Raw genomic sequence first — 21,039 nt, 5'->3', positions numbered from 1 at the left:
CCATGAGCGGCGCGGCGCCCCATCTCGTGCATGGCATGGGCATGGATCTGGAGACACCGGACTGGCCCGCCATCACGGGGGCCGAGGCCGAGGCGATCCTCGCCCATTTCCCGGCCGCCGGGCGCCTCGCCGCACTGCACTGGCACTCGCCGCGCCCGTTCTCGGCGGCGACACTGGTGCAGGCGAGCGAAGGGGAGTTCCTGCTCAAGCGCCACCACCGGCGGCTACGCACCCCGCTCGCGCTGGCGGAAGAGCACGATTTCATGGCCCACTTGCGGTCTGCAGGCGTGACGGTGCCGGAAGTCATGGCGGCGTCGGACGGCTCGGGCGCGGTCATGCAGGGGGACTGGAGCTACGAACTCCACCGCAAGGCGCCCGGCATCGATCTTTATCGCGACCGGCAATCGTGGACGCCGTTCCTCTCGCACGACCACGCCCATGAGGCGGGCGCGGCGCTGGGGCGGCTGCATCTGGCCGCGCGCGATTTCGCGGCGCCTGCGCGCGGGCGCCATCCGCTGATCGCGAGCTTCACTATCGTGCCCTCGCGCGATCCTCTGGCGGCGGCCGAGGCCTATGTGGCCGCCCGTCCGGCGATCGCCGGGTTCCTTGCGAACATGCCGTGGCGCGAGGAACTGGCCCTCCTGTTCGCGATGCTGGGCAGCGGACTGGCCGAACGGCTGGAGAGCCAGCCGTCGCTCTGGACGCATAACGACTGGCACCCCTCGAACTTGCTCTGGTCGCCCGAGGGCACGGTGAGCACGGTGATCGACTTCGGGCTGGCGACGCGGACCTGTGCGCTCCATGATCTGGCCACCGCCATCGAGCGCACCGCAGTTCCGTGGCTGGAACTGGGCAAAGGCGCGGCCGATGCGGGAGCCGCCCTTGCGCTCCTTGCGGGCTATCAGACGGTGCTGCCGCTAACCCGCGCCGAAATCGAGACTCTCGTCCGCCTGCTGCCGCTCGTGCATGTGGAATTCGCGCTATCGGAGATCGACTATTTCGCCGGTATTCTGGGCGATGGCGATCAGGCGATGCTGGCGTGGCAGGACTATCTTGTCGATCACGCGGAATGGTTCCGCTCCCCGCCGGGCCGGGACTTCCTGATGGCGTTGGAAAACGGAGCACTCGCCTGATGTCGGCACTGGAAATCATCGCCGTCGTCGTCAGCTTCCTCGGGATCTGGCTGACCGCCAAACGCTGGATGCTGTGCTGGCCGGTCAGCCTTCTCGCCTGTGCGCTCTACTTCAAGCTGTTCCTTGATGTCCGACTCTATGCCGACATGGTGCTGCAAGCCCTGTTCGGCATTGCCATCCTCTACGGCTGGGCGGTCTGGGCGCGGGGGAAGCACGATGCCGGAGAAGTCGTCGTGGAGCCGCTGCCTCCCTTGCAGGCCTGCGTAGGGTTGGCGGCAGGCGCCGTGGGCGCGGTCGCCATCGGCTGGTTCACCAGCCACTATACCGACGCGGCGCTGCCCTGGATGGATTCGACGCTGAGCAGCTTCAGCCTTGTCGCCCAGTACTGGACGGCGCGGCGGCATTCGGCCAGTTGGCTGCTGTGGATCGTGGCGGACGTGCTCTATGTCGGGATGTTCGTTTTCAAGGGCTTGTGGCTGACGGCGGGGCTCTATGCGGCGATGGTCGCACTTGCCGTGCTGGGTTACCAGCGTTGGCAGCAGGCCCGGCGCCCCATGGCTGCTGACCTGCCCGCCGAGTAAGTCTAAGAACCGGCATTCTCCGGCAGTTTCGGCAAGGCATTCGCGCCAAGACCGAAGCGCTGCCACACGGTCAGCACATTGCCCAGCATGTGAAGCTGGTTGCGCGTGCTCTGATCTTGCGTGACCAGCGGGTCTCGATAGCTGCGGGCATTGTGCAAATCGGGCGTCCGCGCCCGGATGCGCGCCGGGCTGTCGAGGAAATAGGATAGCCCCATGAAGCTGATGTAGAGCTGCAAGTTGAGCAGCAGTTCGTCCGCGTCGATCTCTGCACCGCTCGCAGCCTTATAAGTGGCGGCAAAATGGCCGAGCAATTCGTCGAGATTATCGATCCAGATCTCTGAAGGCGCGCCGCTCAGGCAGCCCCAGAGCGCGAAGGCGAGGTTGATCTGGCCGGCATTGCCCCAGTCCATCAACCCGCAGCGCAATTGCCCCTCCCGGTCGCGCCAGAACCAGCAATTGTCGATATTGGCGTTCCAGTGACACAGCGCGATCAGCGGTCCGGGCTGCGTCAGAAATCGGCTAATCGCCTCCTGCCGACGCAGGAATGCCGGCGCCTCGCGGGCGATCTTGGCGATGGTTTCCGAGGCGAAAGTTGCGGGCAACAAATGTCCGCACTCCTCTGCGAAAGCGGCCAGTTCGGCCAGCTTCTTGCCGAGTTCGTCCTCGCTCGCCGTGATCTGCAGCCCGGTCGAGTCGACCAGAGCCTGCGCGTCGTAAGCGAACACCGCCTCGATGGCGGATGCCTCGTCCGCCCGGCACTGGATCGCCGCGATCCGGGCCAGAGCCTCCACGATCACGCGATAGTACGCAAGCGGCTCGCCCAGCAGATGATCCATGCATTTCTGGTGCTGCGGCTCGATACCGGCATAGCCGAAGGGGATCGTCTCGGTCATCAGCATGCCCGTGTGGCTCGCCGCGTTATAGTCGGCGAAGTAGGTCCTGGGCGTGGGTACCGGCAGGGGATGGCGCGCGGCATAGCGGGCGAAGCGGACTTCGCCGACCATCTCATGCTTGCCGCGATTGTCGCGCCCGGCATCCGAGAAATCGCGCGAGAACTTCACGAAAAGCTCACTGTGGAGCGCGGGATCGGGCTGCTCGTACGTGACTGACAGGAAGCACTTCTCTCCCGTGCTGCCGCCCGCGCAAGGCTCGATCCGGACGATCTCGCGAACGGCATTGTCTGGCCCCAGCACGCCGAAGGCGCGCATGGCCTTTGTCAGGAACCGAGGGCCCGCCGCCGTGAGCGCCGCCGTATGCGCGGGGATCGTCAGCCCGGTCGCGTCGCCTTCGACATGGTCGAGAGGAGGTATCGTCATGCCCTCATCTCGCCATGTTCAGGCCCCTGCGCAATCCGGGCGCGCAGATATCGCGGCGGGGAAGCGCGCAGTCAGGAATCCGGCGATGGATCGGGAACTTCACCCTCAAGGTAATCGGGCAGGCGACCCGCCGGCACGATCCCCAGGAACGCGATCCCCGCCATCAGCAGCAGCCCGACCTTGAGCGCCCAGAGCCGCGCCTCGGTATTGATGAGCAGCGCCTTCGCACGTTGCTCTGGCGAGGCGGTGGTATCTGCCAGAACGGTTTCGAGATGATCGTTGCTCACGAAGTTGATGTTGCCAAGGTCAAGCTCCGAGGCCACCTCCTCCGTCAGAATGGGGCTTCCGGCCAGGCGGGTCATGACAGTCGCGCTGAGCAGCGCGACCAGCAGCGCCCCGGCGACGGCCGTCCCCACGGCGCTGGCCAGATTGTTCGTCGTGCCGCGCAAGGCGCCCACGTCGCCCGCCAGCGACGCGGGAGAAGCCGTGACCAGCACGTTGAACAGCAGCGTTACCAGCGCGCCCTGCCCTATTCCGAAAGCCACAAGCCCGATCAGCACCGGCCCCGAACTCCAGTCGTTACGAACCACGAAGGCCAGCCAAAGCAGCGCGGCGGTGCAGAAGCAAAAGCCCAATCGGCCGATCGTGCGCGGGGTAAGCCGCTTGTAGAAACGCACGACAAGAATCGCGGCGAAGAACACCGTCAGGTTGAACGGCAGCATCGCCACGGTTGTCGCCCAGGCCGAACGGCCCTGCACGATCTGGATGTAGAGCGGAATCGTGAAATTCAGCATCGCTTCCAGTGCGACCACCGCGAACATGGCGTAGACCGCAGCGCGCTCCAGCGGTGAATCGATGACGGCCAGCGCCAGCAAGGGCGTCTGCCCGGCCCGTTCCCGCCGGCGGGTCCAATGGAAGAAGGTCTGGCCAAGCACCACGCCCACAAGGATCAGGAACGGCGCGGGTGACAGGCCCAGCACCGCAAACGGGGCATTGGGGGTCGCCGTCACAGTGCCCCACCCGTTGAGATTGTTGAGGCCGAACGTGATCGACAGGATCGATGCAGCGGCAAGCACCACGCCGACGCCGTCGATCCGGATATCGGGATCGCCCTTGTCCTTGCGCAGGCGAAAGCTCAGCAGGAAGATCACCACGGCCAGGATGACCATGAGCGCGAAAGCCGGGCGCCATCCGAAATTCGTGCCGAGAAAACCGCCGATCAGGAATGCCGAGACGCCCGCTCCTGCCCGCGCCGATCCCAACGTACCCAGCGCGGTTGCCTGTTGCACGCCCCGGTAATTCTCCGCGATCAGCGCCACCAGCGCGGGAACGAGTACCGCTGCCGCCGCCCCGCTGAGCGCCTGCGCGAAGATCATGAAACTGGCCGATGGGCTCAGCGTCATTACCAGTTGTGCCAGCCCGAACAGGATTACCATGGTGCGGAAAATGAGCACCGAGCCGAACCGCTGGTTGAGCTTCGCGCCCAGCATCACGAAACCGGCCACGATCGAGGAATACATGACAATTCCGGTCGCCACCGTGGTGGGCGGCACGCCGAAGGATTCGACCATCCCGCCCATCGCGACGGGCAGCGACGCCACATTGTAGGACATCATCGCCTGCGCCAGCGCAATCGCGACCATGGGGACCCATGATCGCTTTTCGTCCTGATCGATCCTCGGCGGCGCGTCGGTCATATGCACTCCTTTGCTGCGAGAGACGAGACGAGCCCTAGTTTTCGGGCCCGGACGAAAGAAACAGGTCCATTCCAAGCTGCCCGGACAGGTATTTCGCCGCGAGTTGGCCGCGCACGCTGTTTCCCGCCGGGTCCAGCAGCGGGGAGAATGTCCCGAGCCCGCCTTTGCCCGGCGATACCGCCACGAGGCCGCCGCCGATGCCGCTCTTTCCCGGCAGGCCGATTTCGTAGAGCCAGTCTCCCGAGGTTTCGTAGAGCCCCGCCGTCGCCATTACGGCCAAAGTGTAATGGCACGTCATCTGGTCGGCGACGCGCCTGCGGGTCACCGGATTGACACCCCCGTCGGCAAGCGTGGCGCCCATCACCGCAATGTCCCTCGCCGTAACATCGAGCGCGCACTGCATCGTGTAGATGTCCAGCGCCTCCATCGGATCGCAATAGACGCGCCCGTTGCTGTGCAAGAGCTGCGCGATGCCGCGATTGCGCAGATTGGTTTCGCGCGCGCAGGCCAGCACTTCGGCGTTCAGCGTAAGTTCCCGTCCCGCAAATGCCGAAAGGCCGTCCAGAACGAAGGCCCACTTCGCCTCCGCCGTGGCGCCGGGCACCAGACTGGTGGTGGCGATGGCGCCGGAATTGACCATCGGGTTGGTGCGTCCATCGACGTTCATGTCGAACGGCACTACCGAATTGAAGGCAAAGCCGGTCGCGTTCACGCCGATCCTGTCCCGCGCCGCCGCCGGTCCGATCTGCTGGCACACCAGGGCGAAAACGAACGGCTTGGAGACGCTCATGATCGTGAAGTCATGATCGGCATCGCCCACGGCGTGAACGGAACCGTCGGTTCCTACCATGCAGAGACCAAACAATTCGCGGGGAACGCGTGCAAGCGCCGGATAAGTCTGCGAGCAGGCGCCATCGTCATTGTGCCGGAACAGGTCGTAAGACCGCTCGATCAGGCGCTGGACCTGCGACGAAGGAGGAAGGTGCCCGGTGGAAACAAACGGCGTGCCTGCCTCTTCCTCCATGGTATCGGATCCTGCCTGTGAACCGGGGACGGGTTCTGTCGGTATTCAGGGAATCGAGTACTTGGATCGTAGCGTGTGTCTGCCCGACGTGTACCTGCGATTTGTCGGCACATTGGCAGTATCTGGAACAGCTTATGCGAAATTGGCAGACTTCGCACGGCCTAAAAGCAAGATCCGTCAGCCGTACGCGCGCGGCCCGACCATCGCCGCCACCCGCCCGGCAATCGCCAGCGACGCGGTGAGCCCCGGCGATTCGATCCCGAACAGATTGATGAGGCCGGAAAGACCGTGAACCTCTTCGCCTTGCAGCACAAAATCCGCAGTTGCCATGCCGGGCCCGGCCAGCTTGGGGCGGATTCCGGCATAAGCGGGCTGCAAGCGCTCCTCCTCGACTTCCGGCCAGATCCGGCGGGCCGCCGCAAGGAATTCCGGTTTCAGCGCTGGGTCGACAGTATAGTCGATCGCATCGACCCAATGGATGTCCGGACCGAACCGCGCCTGTCCGCCAAGGTCCAGCGTGAAATGGGTGCCGAGGCTGGCCGGCCCCGGCACCGGATAGATCAGCCGCGTGAACGGAACCCGCCCGGAATAGGAGAAATAGCAGCCCTTGGCGAAGAACAGCGGCGGGACCAGCGCCGGATCGAGCGCCTCGATCGTCCGCGCCAGCGCCTGCGCGCCCAGCCCGGCGGCATTGACAAGGACCGGTGCCGACAGCCGCGTGTCGCCGATTTCCACCTCCCAACCTGAACCGGTTCGGGCCACATCGGTAACCGGCGCATCGCAGACCAGCATCGCCCCGTGCGCTTCGGCCTCGCCCAGCAATGCCAGCATCAGTTCGTGCTGGTCGACGATGCCGCTGGACGGCGAGTGGATGGCCCCGGCGCAGTTCAGTTCCGGCTCGATCGCGCGGGCCTCTGCGGGGTTGAGCCGCACGAGATCGTCCACTCCCGCCGCCGCGCCGCGTGCCATCACGGCGTCGAGCGCGAGGAATTCTTCCTCGCTGCCTGCGATGATGAGCTTGCCGCAGCGCCGGTGAGGGACGCCGCGTTCCTCGCAAAAGTCGTAGAGAAGGCGGCGCCCCTCAACGCAGAGCGCCGCTTTCAAGGAACCATCGGGATAGTAAAGCCCGGCGTGGATCACGCCGCTGTTGCGCGAGGACGTAATCGTGCCGAACTGCCGCTCACGCTCAAGGATCATCACCTCGTGACCTGCAAGCGCCAGTGCCCGCGCGACCGCAAGACCGACCACCCCCGCCCCTACGACAATCGCGCCGACTTCATCCATCCGCCGACTTTAGGCCAAGTAGCGGAACATGAAACGCATTTTGCGAGGCATGCGGGAATTTCCGCGGATTACGCGCCCGACTGGATGATCTTCCAGCCGTTTCCGGACGGATCGCGGAAATTGGCATCGACATTGCCGTAGCGCGCGATGGGTTCCTGCGTGAACTCGACGCCCCGCTCGCGCAGCCGGGCATATGTCGCGCGGCAATCGTCAACCGCCATGACCAGAGGCGGCATCGCCCCTTTCGCCACCAGCTCGCACAGTGCCTGCGCGGTGGCTGGATCATGCATCGGCGCCTGCGGGCGGAACAGGCCGAGCTGGAACGACGGCTGCTCCGGATGCTGCACGGTCAGCCAGCGATAGTCGCCGTTGCGCTGGTCCGTGTGGACCTGAAAACCCAGCTTGCCGACGTAGAATTCGTGGGCCTCGTCCTGATCGCGGACATATAGGCCGACTACCTGAATTGCATCACTCATGGGACCTCCATTGCTTGAGACCCGGCTGACTTATCGCTGCATTCCTGCCTGCGCTTCTCCAAAACTGCTATGGTGAGATTCGGCCGGTGCGCCGCGCTGAGATAGCAGGCTGGAATGCGCCCGAAGCCCTCCAGCGCGGCCTGTTCGCGGATCCGGAAGGCGCCCGGGTTCTCCCCCACCACGTCGCGAAACGTGCGCCCGAAAGTGCCGAGACTGTTCCAGCCCGTCTCGAAGGCAATCGCGGTGACGGCCAGATCGGTGACACGGAGCAAGGCCTTGGCCCGCTCGATCCGCCGGGTCAGCAGATAACGGTGCGGCGGCATGCCGAAGGCCTGCCGGAACGAGCGTGCGAAATGGGCTTCGGATACGCCGCTGACGCTGGCGAGCCTCTGGATCGGCCAATCCTCGTGCGACAGCGCATCCATGCCGTCCTTGGCGCGCAGAAGTCGGCGCAGCAGCAAGGCGTGGTAGTTGGCGGAGGCAGGGCGCGCGCCTGTGGGGTGGTCGGATGCCATGCACCCAACCTAGCCGTCTAACGAGATCGGGCCAATACTGGCGGAAGCTGCACGTCGCTCAGGCCAATCAGGCCTGTTCGGCTTCCTCGACCGAGAAAAAGCGCTGGATCACGTCGCGGGCAAGGCGCGCGGGACGCTTGGTGTCTGCATCGATGCAGCACCAGCTCGATTTGACTTCGGCCAGCACTTCCTCGCCGCGACGGATCACGGTTTCGTAGAAGGCGCGCGCGCCCTGCACCTTTTCAAGGAGCACCGTGGCGATCACGTCGTCTTCCAGGAAGGCAGGCCTGCGGTAGGTGATCTCGTGCTTGATCGCGACCCACAAGTGCTGGGCGATCGCCTCAGCCGGGGCAATGGCGCGCCAATGGTCCAGCACCGCCGCCTGTACCCATTTCAGGTAGCTGGCATTGTTGACATGACCCATGAAGTCGATGTCGTCAGGATCGATGCCGATCGGGAAGCGGTAGGGAATCGCGTAGTTCACCTATACGTCAATAGCACCTCGGCGATGCGCGAGATAGCGGCATTTGGAGGTAATCCCTCCGCCCTTCAGGAAGCCGCGCCGACCCGTGCCGGCGCGGCCTGAAATCAGGCAATAATCGCCGCGATACCCGCGCGCGCGATCTGCGCGTCCTGGTGCGACTTGACGCCCGACACGCCCACGGCGCCGACGAAATCGCCATCGACGACGATCGGCACCGCGCCTTCCAGCAGCGCCTCCAGCGAGGGAGCCGAAAGCATCGCCACGCGGCCATCGGCGACCATCTGTTCGTAATTCCCCGAATCGCGGCGGCCCATGATCGAGGTGACCGCCTTGCTGGGCGCCATGTGCGCGGTGCTGGCAGAAGCGCCGTCCATCCGCAGCAGGCCGAGCGGGTGGCCTCCGTCATCGACCACGGCGATGGTCACGGCCCAGCCATTGGCCTGGGCCTCAGCCTCGGCGGCGGCCAGGATCGCCTTGACGTCGGCGGCTTCGAGACTGTGTTTGGTTTTCATGCTATCCGTTTCCATTCCGGGCGCGGGCCCTGCGGCCCGGCGCATCTGTGATGAGGCAGCCGGCTCTTAGCACTGCGCGCGCGCCATTCCAGAACGATTGCGTTCGCTTCGGCGCGCGCCCGCGATGCAACATCTCAATTGGCACGCTCGATCACCGGCTGCCGCTGCGCGCGAAGCCTCCGGTGAGCACGCGATTGAACTGCTCGGCGACGGGCGCCAGATCGCCCGGCTGTTCACCCAGCCATTGCTGCATGGCCACCGCGAACATCATGCCGAAGCCCGCCAGCCCGACGAATTCCGGGTCCACGCCCTCCTTGACCAGCGGTTCGAGCACGGCTCCGCGCTTGCGGATGAGCGGCTCGATGTGATCGCGGTAGAGCCGCCGCCCCCGCTCCAGATCGGAAAACAGCGCCGTCACCAGCAGCGGCAGCGTTTCCTGCATCGCCGCGAGATGCTGCATGGTGGCAGGCTGTGCCAGTTTGCCCATCTCCTCAGGCGTTTCTGCCGCCTGATAGACCTCGACCCGGCCTTGCACGACACGCAGTGCCTCAAGCAACGGTTGCAACACAGCTTCCTCGAACAGCTTCTCCTTGGTGGGGAAGTGTTTGAACAGGGTGGCCTGATTGACGCCCGCAGCCTCGGCAATGTCGCGCGTGCGGGCGCCGGCAAAGCTCGACCGGACGAAGGCCTCCCGCGCGGCGGCCATGATCTCCTGACGGCGCTCGGCACTCGGCCGATAGACCCGGCGCGGCGGCAATTCCCCAGCCTGAGTCTCGGTATCGCCGGGGGAAGAGAGCGGCATCGGGCATCCTGTGAGACAAGCAAATTGACTGGCGCGGCGATAGCAAACGACCCTCGCCAAAACAAGCAACCAGTCACTTGCTTTCATTCGGATGACTCGTCACCAATCGTGCAAAGCCCCCAACGGGCGGCACGATGATGGAGTGATGCATGACGACGGCTACGATCGATACGCCCGTCAAGGGCGCGCTGTTCACCGGCGGCACGACCACCGACTGGGGCAAGGCGCGCTTCGAGCTGCTCGTGGCCGAGGATGCGCAGTTCCGCGACGCCCTGCCCCGCGCCGCCGTCACCGAAGCGAAGCGGCAACCGGGTCTGCGGCTCGCTCAAGTCGTGCAGACCGTCATGGAAGGCTATGCCGACCGCCCCGCCATCGGCCAGCGTGCACGGGAATTCGTGACGGATGCCAGCAGCGGACGTGCATCGACCCGCATTCTCGGCCATTTCGAAACCTGCACTTTCGGCGAGCTGTGGTCTCGGGTGAAAGCAACCGCGACGGAATGGCACCATCATGCCGGGCATCCGGTGAAACCGGGTGACTTCGTGGCCATCCTTGGCTTCGCCAGCGCCGACTATGCCACGCTCGCGCTGGCGAACATCTACCTCGGCGCCGTCAACGTGCCCTTGCAGGCGACCGCTCCAGCCAGCCAGCATGCCGACATCATTGCCGAGACGGAGCCGAGCGTCCTTGCCACCGGCATCGAATATATTGACTCCGCCGTTGAGGCGGTGCTGTCCGGCACCGTCCCTCCGCGCCTGATCGTGTTCGATTACGAGCCGCGTGACGACACCCAGCGCGAGCGCTTCGAAGCCGCTCGCGAGCGGCTGAAAACCGCCGGTTGCCCGATCGTCGTCGATACGCTGCAAGACGTGATCGCACGCGGCCGCTCGCTGCCCGAAGTGCCGCTCCACGTCTCGGAACAGGACGATCCGCTGACCTGGCTGTTCTATACGTCTGGCACCACCGGCACCCCCAAGGGCGCGATGATTGCCGAGCAGACCATCCGCAACACCTGGCTCTACGCGGCGGAAAAACCCTCGATCACGCTCAGCTTCATGCCGATGAGCCACATGGTCGGCTATGGCTATCTCTTCCTTGCGCTCGCGAACGGCGGGATGAGCTTCTGTTCGCCGAAGAGCGATCTTTCGACCCTGTTCGAGGATCTCACCATGGCGCGCCCGACCATGGCCTCGCTGGTCCCGCGCGTGTGCGAAATGCTTTACCAGCACTATCTTGGAGAAGTGGACCGCCGCATCGCCAAGGGCGCCGAAGAAGCCGCTGCCCAGCATGAGATCAAGCTGGAGATGCGCGAAAAACTGCTGGGCGGCCGATTGCTCTCGGTGGGCTGCGGATCGGCGGTGCTGTCGCCCGAAGTGCATCAGTTCATGCTGTCGATGCTCGGCATCCATATGGCCATCGGCTATTCCTCCACCGAAATGGCAACCGCGACCGTGCTGGTGGACGGCAGGATCCAGAGTCCGCCGGTGATCGACTATAAGCTCGCCGACGTGCCGGAACTCGGCTATTTCACGACCGACAAGCCCTATCCGCGCGGCGAATTCCTGGTGAAGATCGCCAAGTTCATGGACGGCTATTACAAGCGCCCCGATCTTACGGCGGAAAAGTTCACCGAGGACGGCTTCTATCGTTCGGGCGACGTCATGGCGTTGACCGGGCCGGACCAGCTCATCTATCTCGACCGCGTGAACAACGTGCAGAAGCTGTCGCAAGGCGAATTCGTCGCCATCGCGCGGCTGGAGGCGCTCTATACGCAGAGCCCGGCGATCCGTCAGATCTACGTCTACGGCAGCAGCGACCGCGCCTTCCTGCTGGCAGTCGCAGTGCCGTCGGCGGAACTGACGGCCCAATATGCGCGAGGTGGCGAGGCAGCCGATCGGGTCAAGTCCGCAATCCGCCGCGCCTTGCAGGAGGTTGCCGAAGAATATGGCCTTGCCAGCTATGAAGTCCCGCGCGACTTCCTGATCGAGACCGAGCCGTTCAGCTCCGAAAACGGATTGCTCACCGGCATCGGCAAGTTCAGCCGCCCCAAGTTCAAGGACCGCTATGGCGCGCGCCTTGAAGCTGTCTATGCGCAGATCGCACAGGATCAGGTCAGCGAGCTGCGGGCACTGCGCAACGGGAGCACGGATCGGCCGGTGATCGAAACGGTCGCCCGCGCGGTGAAGGCCACGCTGGGCGTTGCGGAAACGGATGTGACGCCGCAGTCGCGCTTCACCGACCTAGGCGGGGATTCGCTTTCCGCCCTCTCCTTCTCGATGCTGCTCGAGGAGATCTTCGGCGTCGAGGTGCCGGTGGGCGTCATCATCAATCCCGCCGGCGACTTGCGCCTGATCGCCGACTACGTGGAGGCGCTGCGGTCGGGCCGCACCCGCCCGAGCTTCGCGACGGTCCACGCGGCGGAGGGCACCACGATCCGTGCCGCCGACTTCAAGCTGGAGAAGTTCATCCCGGCCGAGATACTCGCCGCCGCCCCCCGCCTTCCGGGCCCGGTCGAGACTGTCCGGACCGTGCTGCTGACCGGCTCCACCGGCTTCCTCGGCCGCTTTCAGGCTATCTCGTGGCTGGAGCGGATGGCGGAGAGCGGCGGCAAGCTGATCCTCATTGCGCGCGGCGCCAATCACGCACAGGCATTGCAGCGGGTGGAGGAAGCGCTGGATAGCGATCCCGCGCTGCTTCGCCATTTCCGGGCGCTGGCCAAGGACCATCTCGAAGTGCTTCCGGGCGATCTGGGACTGCCCGGACTCGGACTGGACGAGGCGACGTGGAACCGCCTTGCCGAAACCGTGGACCTCATCGCCCACACTGCCGCGCATGTGAACCATGTGCTGCCCTACAACCAGCTGTTCACCGCCAATGTCGGCGGCACGGCGGAACTGATCCGTCTGGCCCTGACGCGCCGCCTCAAGCATTTCGACTATGTCTCGACGCTCGGCGTGATGGCGCTGGCCGGGCGCCCGGTGGGCGAGGACGGCGATATTCGCGAGGCGATCCCCACCGCCGAACTCAGCGATGACTATGCCAATGGCTATAACATCAGCAAATGGGCCGGCGAAGTGCTGCTGCGCGAGGCGCATGACGTGTGCGCCTTGCCAGTCAGCGTTTTCCGCCCCGGCATGATCCTCGCGCACAGCCGCTATGTGGGCCAGCTCAATGTGCCCGACATGTTCACGCGCCTGCTCTACAGCCTCGCGATCACGGGTGTCGCACCTGCGACGTTCTATGCCGAGAACCTCTCCGGCGGCCGCCCCGTCGCGCGGTACGAAGGGATTGCGGTGGACTTGCTGGCGGACGCGATCACGGCGATCGCCCTTGCCAACCGGGAAGGCTTCCACGCCTACAACCTCGCCAATCCGCATGACGACGGAGTGTCGCTCGATACTTTCGTGGATTGGATGATCGAGGCGGGCTGCGAGATCGAGCGGATCGACAGCTATGCCGACTGGCTTGCGCGCTTTGAAACGGCGATGAACGCCTTGCCGGAAGAAGCGCGGCACCAGTCCCTGCTCGCGATCATGGAGCCCTACCGGCGTCCGCAGGCGGCGGTGGCGAAGTCCTTCGTGCCGGTCGAACGCTTCCAGAGCGCGTCCGAAGCGGCGGGTCATGCAATACCGGGCATTTCGGCCGGGCTCATCCACAAATATGTCGATGATCTCAAGCAGATCGGCTTCCTGAAGTGAGCGGCGCGTCCGTTCTCTGCGCGGTCGTGGACGGCGTTCATACCATCACGCTCAACCGGCCGGAGAAGCTGAACGCGCTGACAAGCGAGATGTTCACCGCGCTCGGCGAGCACCTCCGGCACGGGATCGAAGGCGCGGCATGCGTCCACCTCAAGGCCAATGGCCGCAGCTTCTGCGCGGGGCACGACCTTGACGATCTTGCCGCCACCGAAAGTTATGAGGTGGAGCGCTTTGCCAACGACGTTATCGAGCGGCTTGCCGGCCTGCCGGTGCCCGTCGTCGCCTCGGTTCAGGGGCATTGCTTTACGGGCGGGCTCGAACTGGCGCTGGCGGCGGACATCATCATCGCTGCCGAAACAGCCGAGTTCGCAGACACACACAGCAAGTGGGACCTCGTGCCGATCTGGGGCCTGACCCAGCGGCTCCCTCGCCGCGTCGGTTCATACAAGGCGATGGAACTGATGTTCACCGGACGGCGGTGTCGCGGCCCGGAAGCGGAGGCCATCGGGCTCGCCAACCGCTGCGTTCCCGACGGGGAGTTGGAGCAGCACGCCAGCGCACTGTGCCAATCGATCCTTGCCAACAGCGCGCGGTCGAACCGCGCCATCAAGAAGCTGGTGCTGGAGACGGACGGCATGTCCCTCTCGCAGGGGCTTGCGTGGGAACTGCACCGGACAGAGGGGCACGGCCCCGATTTTCAAGCGAAGCTGGCCGGGAAACGATCCTGAGGCCGTCTGCGATCATCGCGACGCACGGCGGTAACTCCCACACTTTGCCCGCGTTCGCCCGGTCCTGTGCTTCCTGACACGGTTTCCCCCCGGCAAATCGAAGTGTGCTGACTGACACAATCTCATGACACATAACGGGCGCTCTGCGGCGGCTCGCCGTAATCAATGAGGGCGGGCCGCGCATCGGCGGTCACGGAAGGATGATCGGACATGAATTTCACCCCACCTCCCGGCAAGATTGAAACCGGGCGGCGCCACTTCCTTGGCCTTGCTTCCACGGCCGTGGCCGCTGCCGCCTTCCCGGCCATATCTTCGGCCGCCGTCCCGGCAGCGGCGCCTGCTACCGGCAGCATCGGCGGATCGTTCGGACCGGTCAGGCAGATCGATGCCGGGCCGCTGAATATCGGCTATGTCGAAATGGGCCCGGCCAAGGGTAACCCGGTGCTGCTGTTCCACGGCTGGCCTTACGACATCCATGCCTTCGCGGACTCCGCGCATATTCTGGCGGCCAAGGGCTACCGCGTCATCGTGCCCCACTTGCGCGGCCATGGCACCACCCGGTTCCTTTCCGCCACCGCCCCGCGCAACGGCCAGCAGGCCGCCATCGCGACGGACGGCATCGCGCTGATGGACGCGCTGGGCATCAAGCGGGCGCTGGTGGCCGGGTTCGACTGGGGCGCGCGCACCGTCAACATCATGGCCGCGCTCTGGCCTGAGCGCTGCAAGGCGATGGTCTCTGTCAGCGGCTATCTGATCGGCAGCCCCGCCGTGAACGCCAAGCCGCTGCCGCCCAAGGCAGAGCTGCAATGGTGGTACCAGTTCTACTTCGCGACCGAACGCGGCCGTGCCGGCTATGCAGCCAATACCGAAGACTTCGCGCGCCTGATCTGGCAGACGGCCTCGCCCCGCTGGAACTTCGACGACGAGACGTTCCACCGCACGGCGGCCTCTTTCGCCAATCCCGACCACGTCGATGTCGTGATCCACAACTACCGCTGGCGCCTCGGGCTCGCGGATGGCGAGCGTCAGTACGACGCCGACGAGGCGAAACTGGCGGCAGGTCCCGCCATCACGATCCCGACGATCACCATGGAAGGCGATGCCAACGGCGCCCCTCACCCCGATCCCGCAGCCTATGCCGCCAAGTTCAAGGGGCCTTACGCCTTCCGCCTCATCAGTGGCGGCATCGGCCACAACCTGCCGCAGGAAGCGCCCGAGGCTTTCGCACAGGCCGTGATCGACGTGGACAAGATGTGATGCCGCGCATCTCGCGAATGGTGCTTGTCGGCAGCAGCGCGCTGCTCGCCGCCGTTCTTGGGGTTCAGGCCGGTGCGGAAGGTTCCGCGCCGGTCTCCCCGATCTACGGTGTCGCGCTTCCCAAAGGATACCGGAGCTGGGAGCTGATCGCCCCCGCGCAGGAAGCCCCGCCGCTGGACGAACTGCGCACGACGCTTGGAAACCCCACGGCCATGAAGGCCTATCGCGCCGGGACACAGCCGTTTCCCGATGGCACGGTGCTGGTGAAACTGGCGTGGAAGCACGTCCAGTCGCCCGAGTTCGCTCCCGCCTCGATCCCGGGTGCGGCGACGACGGTGCAAGTCATGGTCAAGGATTCGAAGCGCTATGCCGCGACTGGCGGCTGGGGCTTCGGCCGCTTCGTGAACGGTCAGCCGGTGGACGCCGCGCAGCATGAGACCTGCTGGTCCTGCCACCAGTCCCGGGCCGCCGGTCACGACTTCGTGTTCACCCGCTACGCGCCCTGATCGCGGAGCGAAGGCCCCGCGACGCGGGTCAAGACCGCCTTCGCCCGGCCATAGAATTGGTTTGCGGCAGGATGCCTCTTGCCAGCGGCGCGGGCGCTTGACGCCGCAATGTCAATTAAATAGGTTGAGAAACAGGACGAGGGGATACTGGCTCGTCTCAATCACGCTCCCATTTCGGGGAGCACATCTTCCAGTCCGCGGCTTTTGATCGGGAAGCAGCTTGCTCCGCGTTACCAACGGCTAAAGCGCGCGACGCCAAGGCGACATCGCCAGGCTTCGTGTTCCCCAGCACATAGGGGTGATGCGATGCGTATCGGCTTTTAGAAATGACGCGTGCCTGCGGGGCCAGATCCCGTTCAGGCCGCAGGCGCTCGATTACCCCCGTATTCCGTCAGCCCGGAGCAGATCACGGCATGACCATTGAAATTCGCAAGCACGGCCGCGTCGGCGCCGAAGTTCTCGGCATCGACCTCGCCCGTCCCATTCCCGACGAAGACTTCGCGCGTGTCCGCAGCGCATTCGCGGAGCACGGCGTGGTGTTCTTCCGCGACCAGTCGATCACCGAGCCACAGCACATCGCCTTTGCCCGGCGCTGGGGCCCGATCAACATCAACCGCTTCTTTGCCGCGCATCCGGACTATCCGGAAATCGCGCTGGTGGTGAAGGAGCCCGACCAGCAGCACAATATCGGCGGCGGCTGGCATACCGATCATTCCTATGACCTTGAACCCGCGCTCGGATCGATCCTGGCGGCGCGGGAATTGCCGCCAGAGGGCGGCGCGACGGCCTTCGCATCGATGTATGCGGCCTACGACGGCTTGCCGGAATCGCTCCGGGCCCGGATCGAAGGCCGCCGCGCGGTCCATTCCGCGCGCCATATCTTCGGCAGCAAGGCCGTAGCCTACGAAGCCTTGCAGGACACCCGCAGCGATGGCCGCATCGGCAATTCCTCGGCGGCGGACGTGCTGGACGATCCCGTGCACCCGGTAATCATCACCCACCCGCTCAGCGGCAAGCGTGCGATCTATGTGAATCCCAGTTTCACGCTGCACATCCTCGGGCTTGCGGAAGAGGAATCGCGCGATCTGCTTCAGGAGGTCTACGCGCACTGCCAGAAGCCGGAGTTTCAGGAAGACTTCCACTGGCGCGAGGGTTCCATTGCCTTCTGGGACAACCGCGCCACCTGGCACTATGCCTACAACGACTACCACGGTCACCGCCGCGAAATGCACCGCATCACCATCGAAGGCGTAGCGTTGGGATAGCCATCATGAGCGCGCGAGAGGAACCACAAGGCATCATCGATACGGGCGCATCCGGCACGCATGCCGGTAGCGGATCGGAGGAGGATTTCTGGCACGTGGGCGATATCGTCCGGGAGCTTGCCGATATTCGGCAGGACTGGCGCTCGGTAAACACCCAGCATGCCGAGCACGGCGTGGAGGGTTTCCCCTCCCGCGTGCGTGTCGCCAAACTGGCGGACGAGCTGTGCGGGGCACTCTTCCCCTTGCGGCTCGGCCCCGATTTCGTGCGGCGCCATAACGAGGAGACTTTCGTCACCCAGTCCTTGCAGATCGCGCTGAGCCGTCTGCAAGCGCAGGTTCGGCTCGAACTGGCCTATTCCAGCGCGCAGGACCGGCAGGCGGACGAGATCGTGCTGGCCTTTTCCCGCCAGCTTCCGGCGATCCGCCGGATGCTCGATCTCGATCTGGAGGCAGCCTATGCCGGCGATCCTTCGGCGCGCAGTCTGGACGAAGTGCTGATCTGCTATCCGGGCCTGCTGGCGATCATCCATTACCGGCTCGCCCATGCGCTCCACGGGCTGGGTGCACCTCTGGTCGCGCGCATCCTGACCGAGATCGCGCATGGCACCACCGGGATCGATATCCATCCGGCCGCGCAGATCGGCCGGGGGTTCTTCATCGATCATGGTACCGGGGTGGTGATCGGGGAGACTGCCGTGGTGGGTGACAACGTGCGCATCTATCAGGGCGTGACGCTGGGCGCGAAGGCCTATGCACCGGACGGTTCGGTCGCCGCCGCCAAGGCCAGCCCGCGCCATCCGATCGTCGAGGACGATGTGGTGATCTATGCCGGGGCGACGATCCTTGGCCGCATCACCATCGGCAAGGGCTCGGAGATCGGCGGCAACGTCTGGCTGACGCACGGCGTGCCGCCGCACAGCATGGTCTATCAGGCCCGCGAGCACGTGGTCACCGGCAAGACCCCGGCGCTCAAGGGAGATCCGCTCAACTGATAGCTTGGCAATGCAATTCGCGGGGGAAGTCTGGCCGGCTGCTCCCGCTCTGTTTCGAAACTACCGGCCCGCGGCATTTGATCGGGATGCAGCTTGCTCCGCGTCACCAACAGCTAAAGCGCACGATGCCCGGGCGACAGCGCCAGCGTCGTGAATTCCCTCCATGGATGAGGTGAACGATGCGCATGATGTCTATCCTTAGCTGACGAGCAGCGCCCGGCCGGAGCCATTCCGCCTGCCGCGCCGCACTCCCGCGCCTCCCCTTCTCCACCTCCAATTCCGAATCCGGAGCGCCTTTTCATGCGCGCCGGACACGACATCACGCGACAAACCCGAAGGATACTCCATGCGAATTTTCACCCGCGCGGCGTTGCTGCTCGCCGCCAGCGCTCTTTCTTCCGGCGGCCTGACGTCCGCCGCCGCGGCGCAGGACAGCGCCGCCCCCGCAGCCTCGATCGGCGGGCCCCAGACCTTCACCGGCCGGATCGGCCTGACCCGCGCCGATTCCGCGCCTGCCTTCCCCGCGCAGGCGCAGGCTCCAAAGGGCGCGCCCAATGTGCTGCTGGTGCTGCTCGACGATGCGGGCTTTGCCGCAACGTCCGCGTTCGGCGGCGTCCCGCGCACACCGGCGCTGGAAAAGCTGGCAGCACAGGGCGTTCGCTATAACAGCTTCAACACCACCGCGATCTGCTCGCCCACCCGCGCCGCCCTGCTGACCGGGCGCAACCACCACGAGGTCGGCTTCGGCAACCTTGCCGACATCGCTGCCGGGTTCCCGGCCTACAACTCGATCTGGAACCCGGACACCGCCTCGGTCGCCCGCATCCTGCAAGGCAACGGCTATTCCACGGCCGCTTTCGGCAAATGGCACAACACGCCCAAGTGGGAGATTTCGGCGGCCGGTCCGTTCAACCACTGGCCCACCGGCCTTGGCTTCGATCACTTCTACGGCTTCATGGCCGGTGACGACAACCAGTGGGAGCCGCACCTCTTCAACGACACCACGCAAGTTCCCGCCGCCACCACGCCAGAGCAGGGCTATCACTTCACCACCGACCTTGTGAACAAGGCCGTCGGCTGGGTGGACGATCACGAGGCGGTCGCGCCGCAGAAGCCCTATTTCCTCTATTTCGCGACCGGCGCGGTACACACGCCGCACCACGTGCCGCAGGAATGGATAGACCGCAACAAGGGCCGCTTCGATCAGGGCTGGGACAAGTACCGCGAGGAAACCTTCGCGCGCCAGAAGAAGCTGGGCATCATTCCCGCCGACGCCAAGCTGACGCCGCGCCCCGAAGGCATTCCCGCGTGGTCGAGCCTGTCGACGGATCAGAAGAAGGTCTATTCGCGCCAGATGGAGGTCTTTTCGGCCTTCATGGAGCAGACCGACTACGAAGTGGGCCGCCTGATCGACACGCTGCGCGCGCGTCCCGGCGGCGACAACCTGATGGTGATCTACGTAGTGGGTGACAATGGCGGCAGCGCCGAGGGCGGGCTCGACGGCAGCATCGGCAATGAGGCCACCGCCAATGGCGACATTCCCAAAGGCATCGACCCGCAACTGGCGCAGCTCCAGAAGCTGGGCGGGCCGGACTTGTCCAACCACTATTCCGCCGGCTGGGCCTGGGCGACGACCACGCCATTCCAGTGGATGAAACAGGTCGCCTCGCACTTCGGCGGCACGCGCAATCCGCTGGTGATCTCGTGGCCAGGCCATACCAGCGACCCGGCGCACATACGCGGCCAGTTCGGCCACGTGAACGACATCGCGCCGACTATCCTCGACGCCGCACACATCTCGTTCCCCAGTGAAGTGGACGGGGTGAGGCAGATCCCGTTCGAAGGGCACAGTCTGGTGGCAACGTTCACCAATGCCAAGGCACCGGAAACGCACACCGAGCAGTATTTCGAGATCTTCGGAAACCGCGCGATCTACAAGGACGGCTGGATCGCCGCGGCCAAGCGCAACTACCAGCCGTGGAACCTGCTCCACGACCTGCCCAAGGTGTTCAACGACGATACCGCGAACGACCGCTGGGAACTCTACGACGTTGCGCATGACTACAGCGAAGCCAACGACCTTGCCGCCAAGTACCCGGAAAAGCTGGCCGAACTGAAGGCGGAGTTCGTCAAGGAGGGCCAGCGCAACGGTGTGTTCCCGTTGGTGCCGCTGCCTGTCGGTGCCCCGGCGCTACTCGATCCGACGCGCAAGAGCTTCGTGTTCCAGCCGGACATTTCCGGCCTGCCGCTCAATGCCCTGCCCGACCTCGGCAACCGGGCGCATAGCCTGACGGTGAAGATCGAGGGCGATGCGGGCAGCGCTTCGGGTGTGCTGGTGGCCGAAGGCGGGCGGCTTGGCGGCTTCGTGCTCTATGTGAAGGACGGCCATCTCGCTTTCGAGAACAACGCCTATGGCCAGCGCCGTGATACCGTGGTTTCGACCGCTACTCTGCCACAAGGCCCGGTGACGGTGGGCTACGACTATGTGCCGGTGCCGAGATCGGGTGGCCCCGCGCTGTTCCCGGCGCCCGGTGCGGGCACGATCCGGCTGCTGATCGACGGCAAGCCGGTGGGAGAGGCAAAGATTACCGACTTCCCGACCTCGCCCGCCGCGTTCAGCGAGACGTTCGACATCGGGCAGGACCGCAACTCGCAGGTGAGCGGGGAGGCCGATGCCCGCAAGCCGTTCAGCGTGAAGCTCGGCGAAACGCGGCTGGAACTGAAGTAAGAAAAACCCTCGCGCGGCTGTTCGTCAGCCGCGCGAGGGTG

General features: G+C 65.1%; 18 protein-coding genes. 9 read left to right on the top strand and 9 right to left on the bottom strand.

Translation table 11 applies throughout. From position 1 onward, the window contains the following. Positions 1-2: 2 nt before the first annotated feature. Positions 3-1,133: a phosphotransferase enzyme family protein gene (locus AC1VVM_RS18265; protein WP_482957016.1), complete on the top strand. Its 1,131-nt coding sequence runs from the start codon at positions 3-5 to the stop codon at positions 1,131-1,133. Continuing rightward, positions 1,133-1,714: a nicotinamide riboside transporter PnuC gene (gene pnuC, locus AC1VVM_RS18260; protein WP_482905219.1), complete on the top strand. Its 582-nt coding sequence runs from the start codon at positions 1,133-1,135 to the stop codon at positions 1,712-1,714. The genes AC1VVM_RS18265 and pnuC overlap by 1 nt, the downstream gene beginning before the upstream one ends. Positions 1,715-1,716: 2 nt before the next feature. On the opposite strand, the gene AC1VVM_RS18255 is transcribed toward pnuC, so the two are convergent. The 9 genes from AC1VVM_RS18255 to AC1VVM_RS18215 form a co-directional block, all read right to left on the bottom strand. After that, a complete protein-coding gene (locus AC1VVM_RS18255) occupies positions 1,717-3,030 on the bottom strand; it encodes a hypothetical protein (protein ID WP_482905218.1) in 1,314 nt (437 codons plus the stop codon). Between the two features lie 71 nt (positions 3,031-3,101). Beyond that, positions 3,102-4,727, bottom strand: coding sequence for an MFS transporter (locus AC1VVM_RS18250; protein WP_482957015.1), 1,626 nt, complete (start codon positions 4,725-4,727; stop codon positions 3,102-3,104). A 34-nt stretch (positions 4,728-4,761) separates the two neighbouring features. Beyond that, a complete protein-coding gene (glsA, locus tag AC1VVM_RS18245; protein ID WP_482957014.1) occupies positions 4,762-5,751 on the bottom strand; it encodes a glutaminase A in 990 nt (329 codons plus the stop codon). A 177-nt stretch (positions 5,752-5,928) separates the two neighbouring features. Further along, complete coding sequence (locus tag AC1VVM_RS18240; protein ID WP_482957013.1) at positions 5,929-7,035, bottom strand: NAD(P)/FAD-dependent oxidoreductase; 1,107 nt, start codon at positions 7,033-7,035, stop codon at positions 5,929-5,931. Between the two features lie 68 nt (positions 7,036-7,103). Continuing rightward, positions 7,104-7,511 (bottom strand): VOC family protein, encoded by a 408-nt coding sequence (locus AC1VVM_RS18235; protein WP_132386052.1) that lies wholly within the window; start codon positions 7,509-7,511, stop codon positions 7,104-7,106. Further along, positions 7,508-8,026, bottom strand: coding sequence for a helix-turn-helix transcriptional regulator (locus AC1VVM_RS18230; protein ID WP_482957012.1), 519 nt, complete (start codon positions 8,024-8,026; stop codon positions 7,508-7,510). Before AC1VVM_RS18230 ends, AC1VVM_RS18235 begins: the two co-directional genes overlap by 4 nt. A gap of 67 nt (positions 8,027-8,093) precedes the next feature. Then, positions 8,094-8,510 carry an acyl-CoA thioesterase gene (locus tag AC1VVM_RS18225; protein ID WP_132386050.1) on the bottom strand — a complete coding sequence of 139 codons (417 nt, stop codon included), beginning with the start codon at positions 8,508-8,510 and terminating at the stop codon, positions 8,094-8,096. 104 nt (positions 8,511-8,614) lie between these two features. Continuing rightward, entirely contained in the window at positions 8,615-9,022 is a 408-nt protein-coding gene (locus AC1VVM_RS18220) for a GlcG/HbpS family heme-binding protein (RefSeq protein WP_132386049.1), read from the bottom strand. Positions 9,023-9,173: 151 nt separating this feature from the next. Then, entirely contained in the window at positions 9,174-9,824 is a 651-nt protein-coding gene (locus AC1VVM_RS18215; RefSeq protein WP_482957011.1) for a TetR/AcrR family transcriptional regulator, read from the bottom strand. A gap of 149 nt (positions 9,825-9,973) precedes the next feature. On the opposite strand from AC1VVM_RS18215, the gene car reads away from it, so the two are divergent. The 7 genes from car (at position 9,974) to AC1VVM_RS18180 (ending at position 20,998) form a co-directional block, all read left to right on the top strand. Continuing rightward, positions 9,974-13,522: a carboxylic acid reductase gene (gene car / locus AC1VVM_RS18210; RefSeq protein ID WP_482957010.1), complete on the top strand. Its 3,549-nt coding sequence runs from the start codon at positions 9,974-9,976 to the stop codon at positions 13,520-13,522. After that, entirely contained in the window at positions 13,519-14,250 is a 732-nt protein-coding gene (locus tag AC1VVM_RS18205; protein ID WP_482957009.1) for an enoyl-CoA hydratase/isomerase family protein, read from the top strand. Before car ends, AC1VVM_RS18205 begins: the two co-directional genes overlap by 4 nt. Before the next feature lie 210 nt (positions 14,251-14,460). Beyond that, positions 14,461-15,507 carry an alpha/beta fold hydrolase gene (locus AC1VVM_RS18200; protein ID WP_482905210.1) on the top strand — a complete coding sequence of 349 codons (1,047 nt, stop codon included), beginning with the start codon at positions 14,461-14,463 and terminating at the stop codon, positions 15,505-15,507. Continuing rightward, positions 15,507-16,013, top strand: a complete 507-nt coding sequence (locus AC1VVM_RS18195) for a cytochrome P460 family protein (protein ID WP_482905209.1) — start codon at positions 15,507-15,509, stop codon at positions 16,011-16,013. Before AC1VVM_RS18200 ends, AC1VVM_RS18195 begins: the two co-directional genes overlap by 1 nt. A 413-nt stretch (positions 16,014-16,426) precedes the next feature. Then, the gene (locus AC1VVM_RS18190; RefSeq protein ID WP_482905208.1) at positions 16,427-17,278 is read left to right on the top strand and encodes a TauD/TfdA dioxygenase family protein; all 852 of its coding nucleotides are present in this window, start codon (positions 16,427-16,429) and stop codon (positions 17,276-17,278) included. 5 nt (positions 17,279-17,283) lie between these two features. Then, positions 17,284-18,270: a serine O-acetyltransferase EpsC gene (gene epsC / locus AC1VVM_RS18185; RefSeq protein WP_482905207.1), complete on the top strand. Its 987-nt coding sequence runs from the start codon at positions 17,284-17,286 to the stop codon at positions 18,268-18,270. A gap of 346 nt (positions 18,271-18,616) precedes the next feature. Then, complete coding sequence (locus AC1VVM_RS18180) at positions 18,617-20,998, top strand: arylsulfatase (protein ID WP_482957008.1); 2,382 nt, start codon at positions 18,617-18,619, stop codon at positions 20,996-20,998. Positions 20,999-21,039: the final 41 nt, after the last annotated feature.

It is taken from the genome of Novosphingobium sp. BL-S-33 (assembly GCF_056857025.1).
Note: the sequence above shows the minus strand (reverse complement) of the source record. Positions and strands in the feature narration are given on the sequence as shown.

Excerpts from the sequence above, each read along its gene's own strand:
- AC1VVM_RS18230 (WP_482957012.1), bottom strand. The coding sequence starts at position 8,026 with ATGGCATCCGACCACCCCACAGGCGCGCGCCCTGCCTCCGCCAACTAC.
- pnuC (WP_482905219.1), top strand. The coding sequence starts at position 1,133 with ATGTCGGCACTGGAAATCATCGCCGTCGTCGTCAGCTTCCTCGGGATC.
- AC1VVM_RS18200 (WP_482905210.1), top strand. The coding sequence starts at position 14,461 with ATGAATTTCACCCCACCTCCCGGCAAGATTGAAACCGGGCGGCGCCAC.
- AC1VVM_RS18220 (WP_132386049.1), bottom strand. The coding sequence starts at position 9,022 with ATGAAAACCAAACACAGTCTCGAAGCCGCCGACGTCAAGGCGATCCTG.
- epsC (WP_482905207.1), top strand. The coding sequence starts at position 17,284 with ATGAGCGCGCGAGAGGAACCACAAGGCATCATCGATACGGGCGCATCC.
- AC1VVM_RS18240 (WP_482957013.1), bottom strand. The coding sequence starts at position 7,035 with ATGGATGAAGTCGGCGCGATTGTCGTAGGGGCGGGGGTGGTCGGTCTT.
- AC1VVM_RS18235 (WP_132386052.1), bottom strand. The coding sequence starts at position 7,511 with ATGAGTGATGCAATTCAGGTAGTCGGCCTATATGTCCGCGATCAGGAC.
- car (WP_482957010.1), top strand. The coding sequence starts at position 9,974 with ATGACGACGGCTACGATCGATACGCCCGTCAAGGGCGCGCTGTTCACC.
- AC1VVM_RS18195 (WP_482905209.1), top strand. The coding sequence starts at position 15,507 with ATGCCGCGCATCTCGCGAATGGTGCTTGTCGGCAGCAGCGCGCTGCTC.
- AC1VVM_RS18255 (WP_482905218.1), bottom strand. The coding sequence starts at position 3,030 with ATGACGATACCTCCTCTCGACCATGTCGAAGGCGACGCGACCGGGCTG.
- glsA (WP_482957014.1), bottom strand. The coding sequence starts at position 5,751 with ATGGAGGAAGAGGCAGGCACGCCGTTTGTTTCCACCGGGCACCTTCCT.
- AC1VVM_RS18250 (WP_482957015.1), bottom strand. The coding sequence starts at position 4,727 with ATGACCGACGCGCCGCCGAGGATCGATCAGGACGAAAAGCGATCATGG.
- AC1VVM_RS18265 (WP_482957016.1), top strand. The coding sequence starts at position 3 with ATGAGCGGCGCGGCGCCCCATCTCGTGCATGGCATGGGCATGGATCTG.
- AC1VVM_RS18215 (WP_482957011.1), bottom strand. The coding sequence starts at position 9,824 with ATGCCGCTCTCTTCCCCCGGCGATACCGAGACTCAGGCTGGGGAATTG.
- AC1VVM_RS18180 (WP_482957008.1), top strand. The coding sequence starts at position 18,617 with ATGCGAATTTTCACCCGCGCGGCGTTGCTGCTCGCCGCCAGCGCTCTT.
- AC1VVM_RS18190 (WP_482905208.1), top strand. The coding sequence starts at position 16,427 with ATGACCATTGAAATTCGCAAGCACGGCCGCGTCGGCGCCGAAGTTCTC.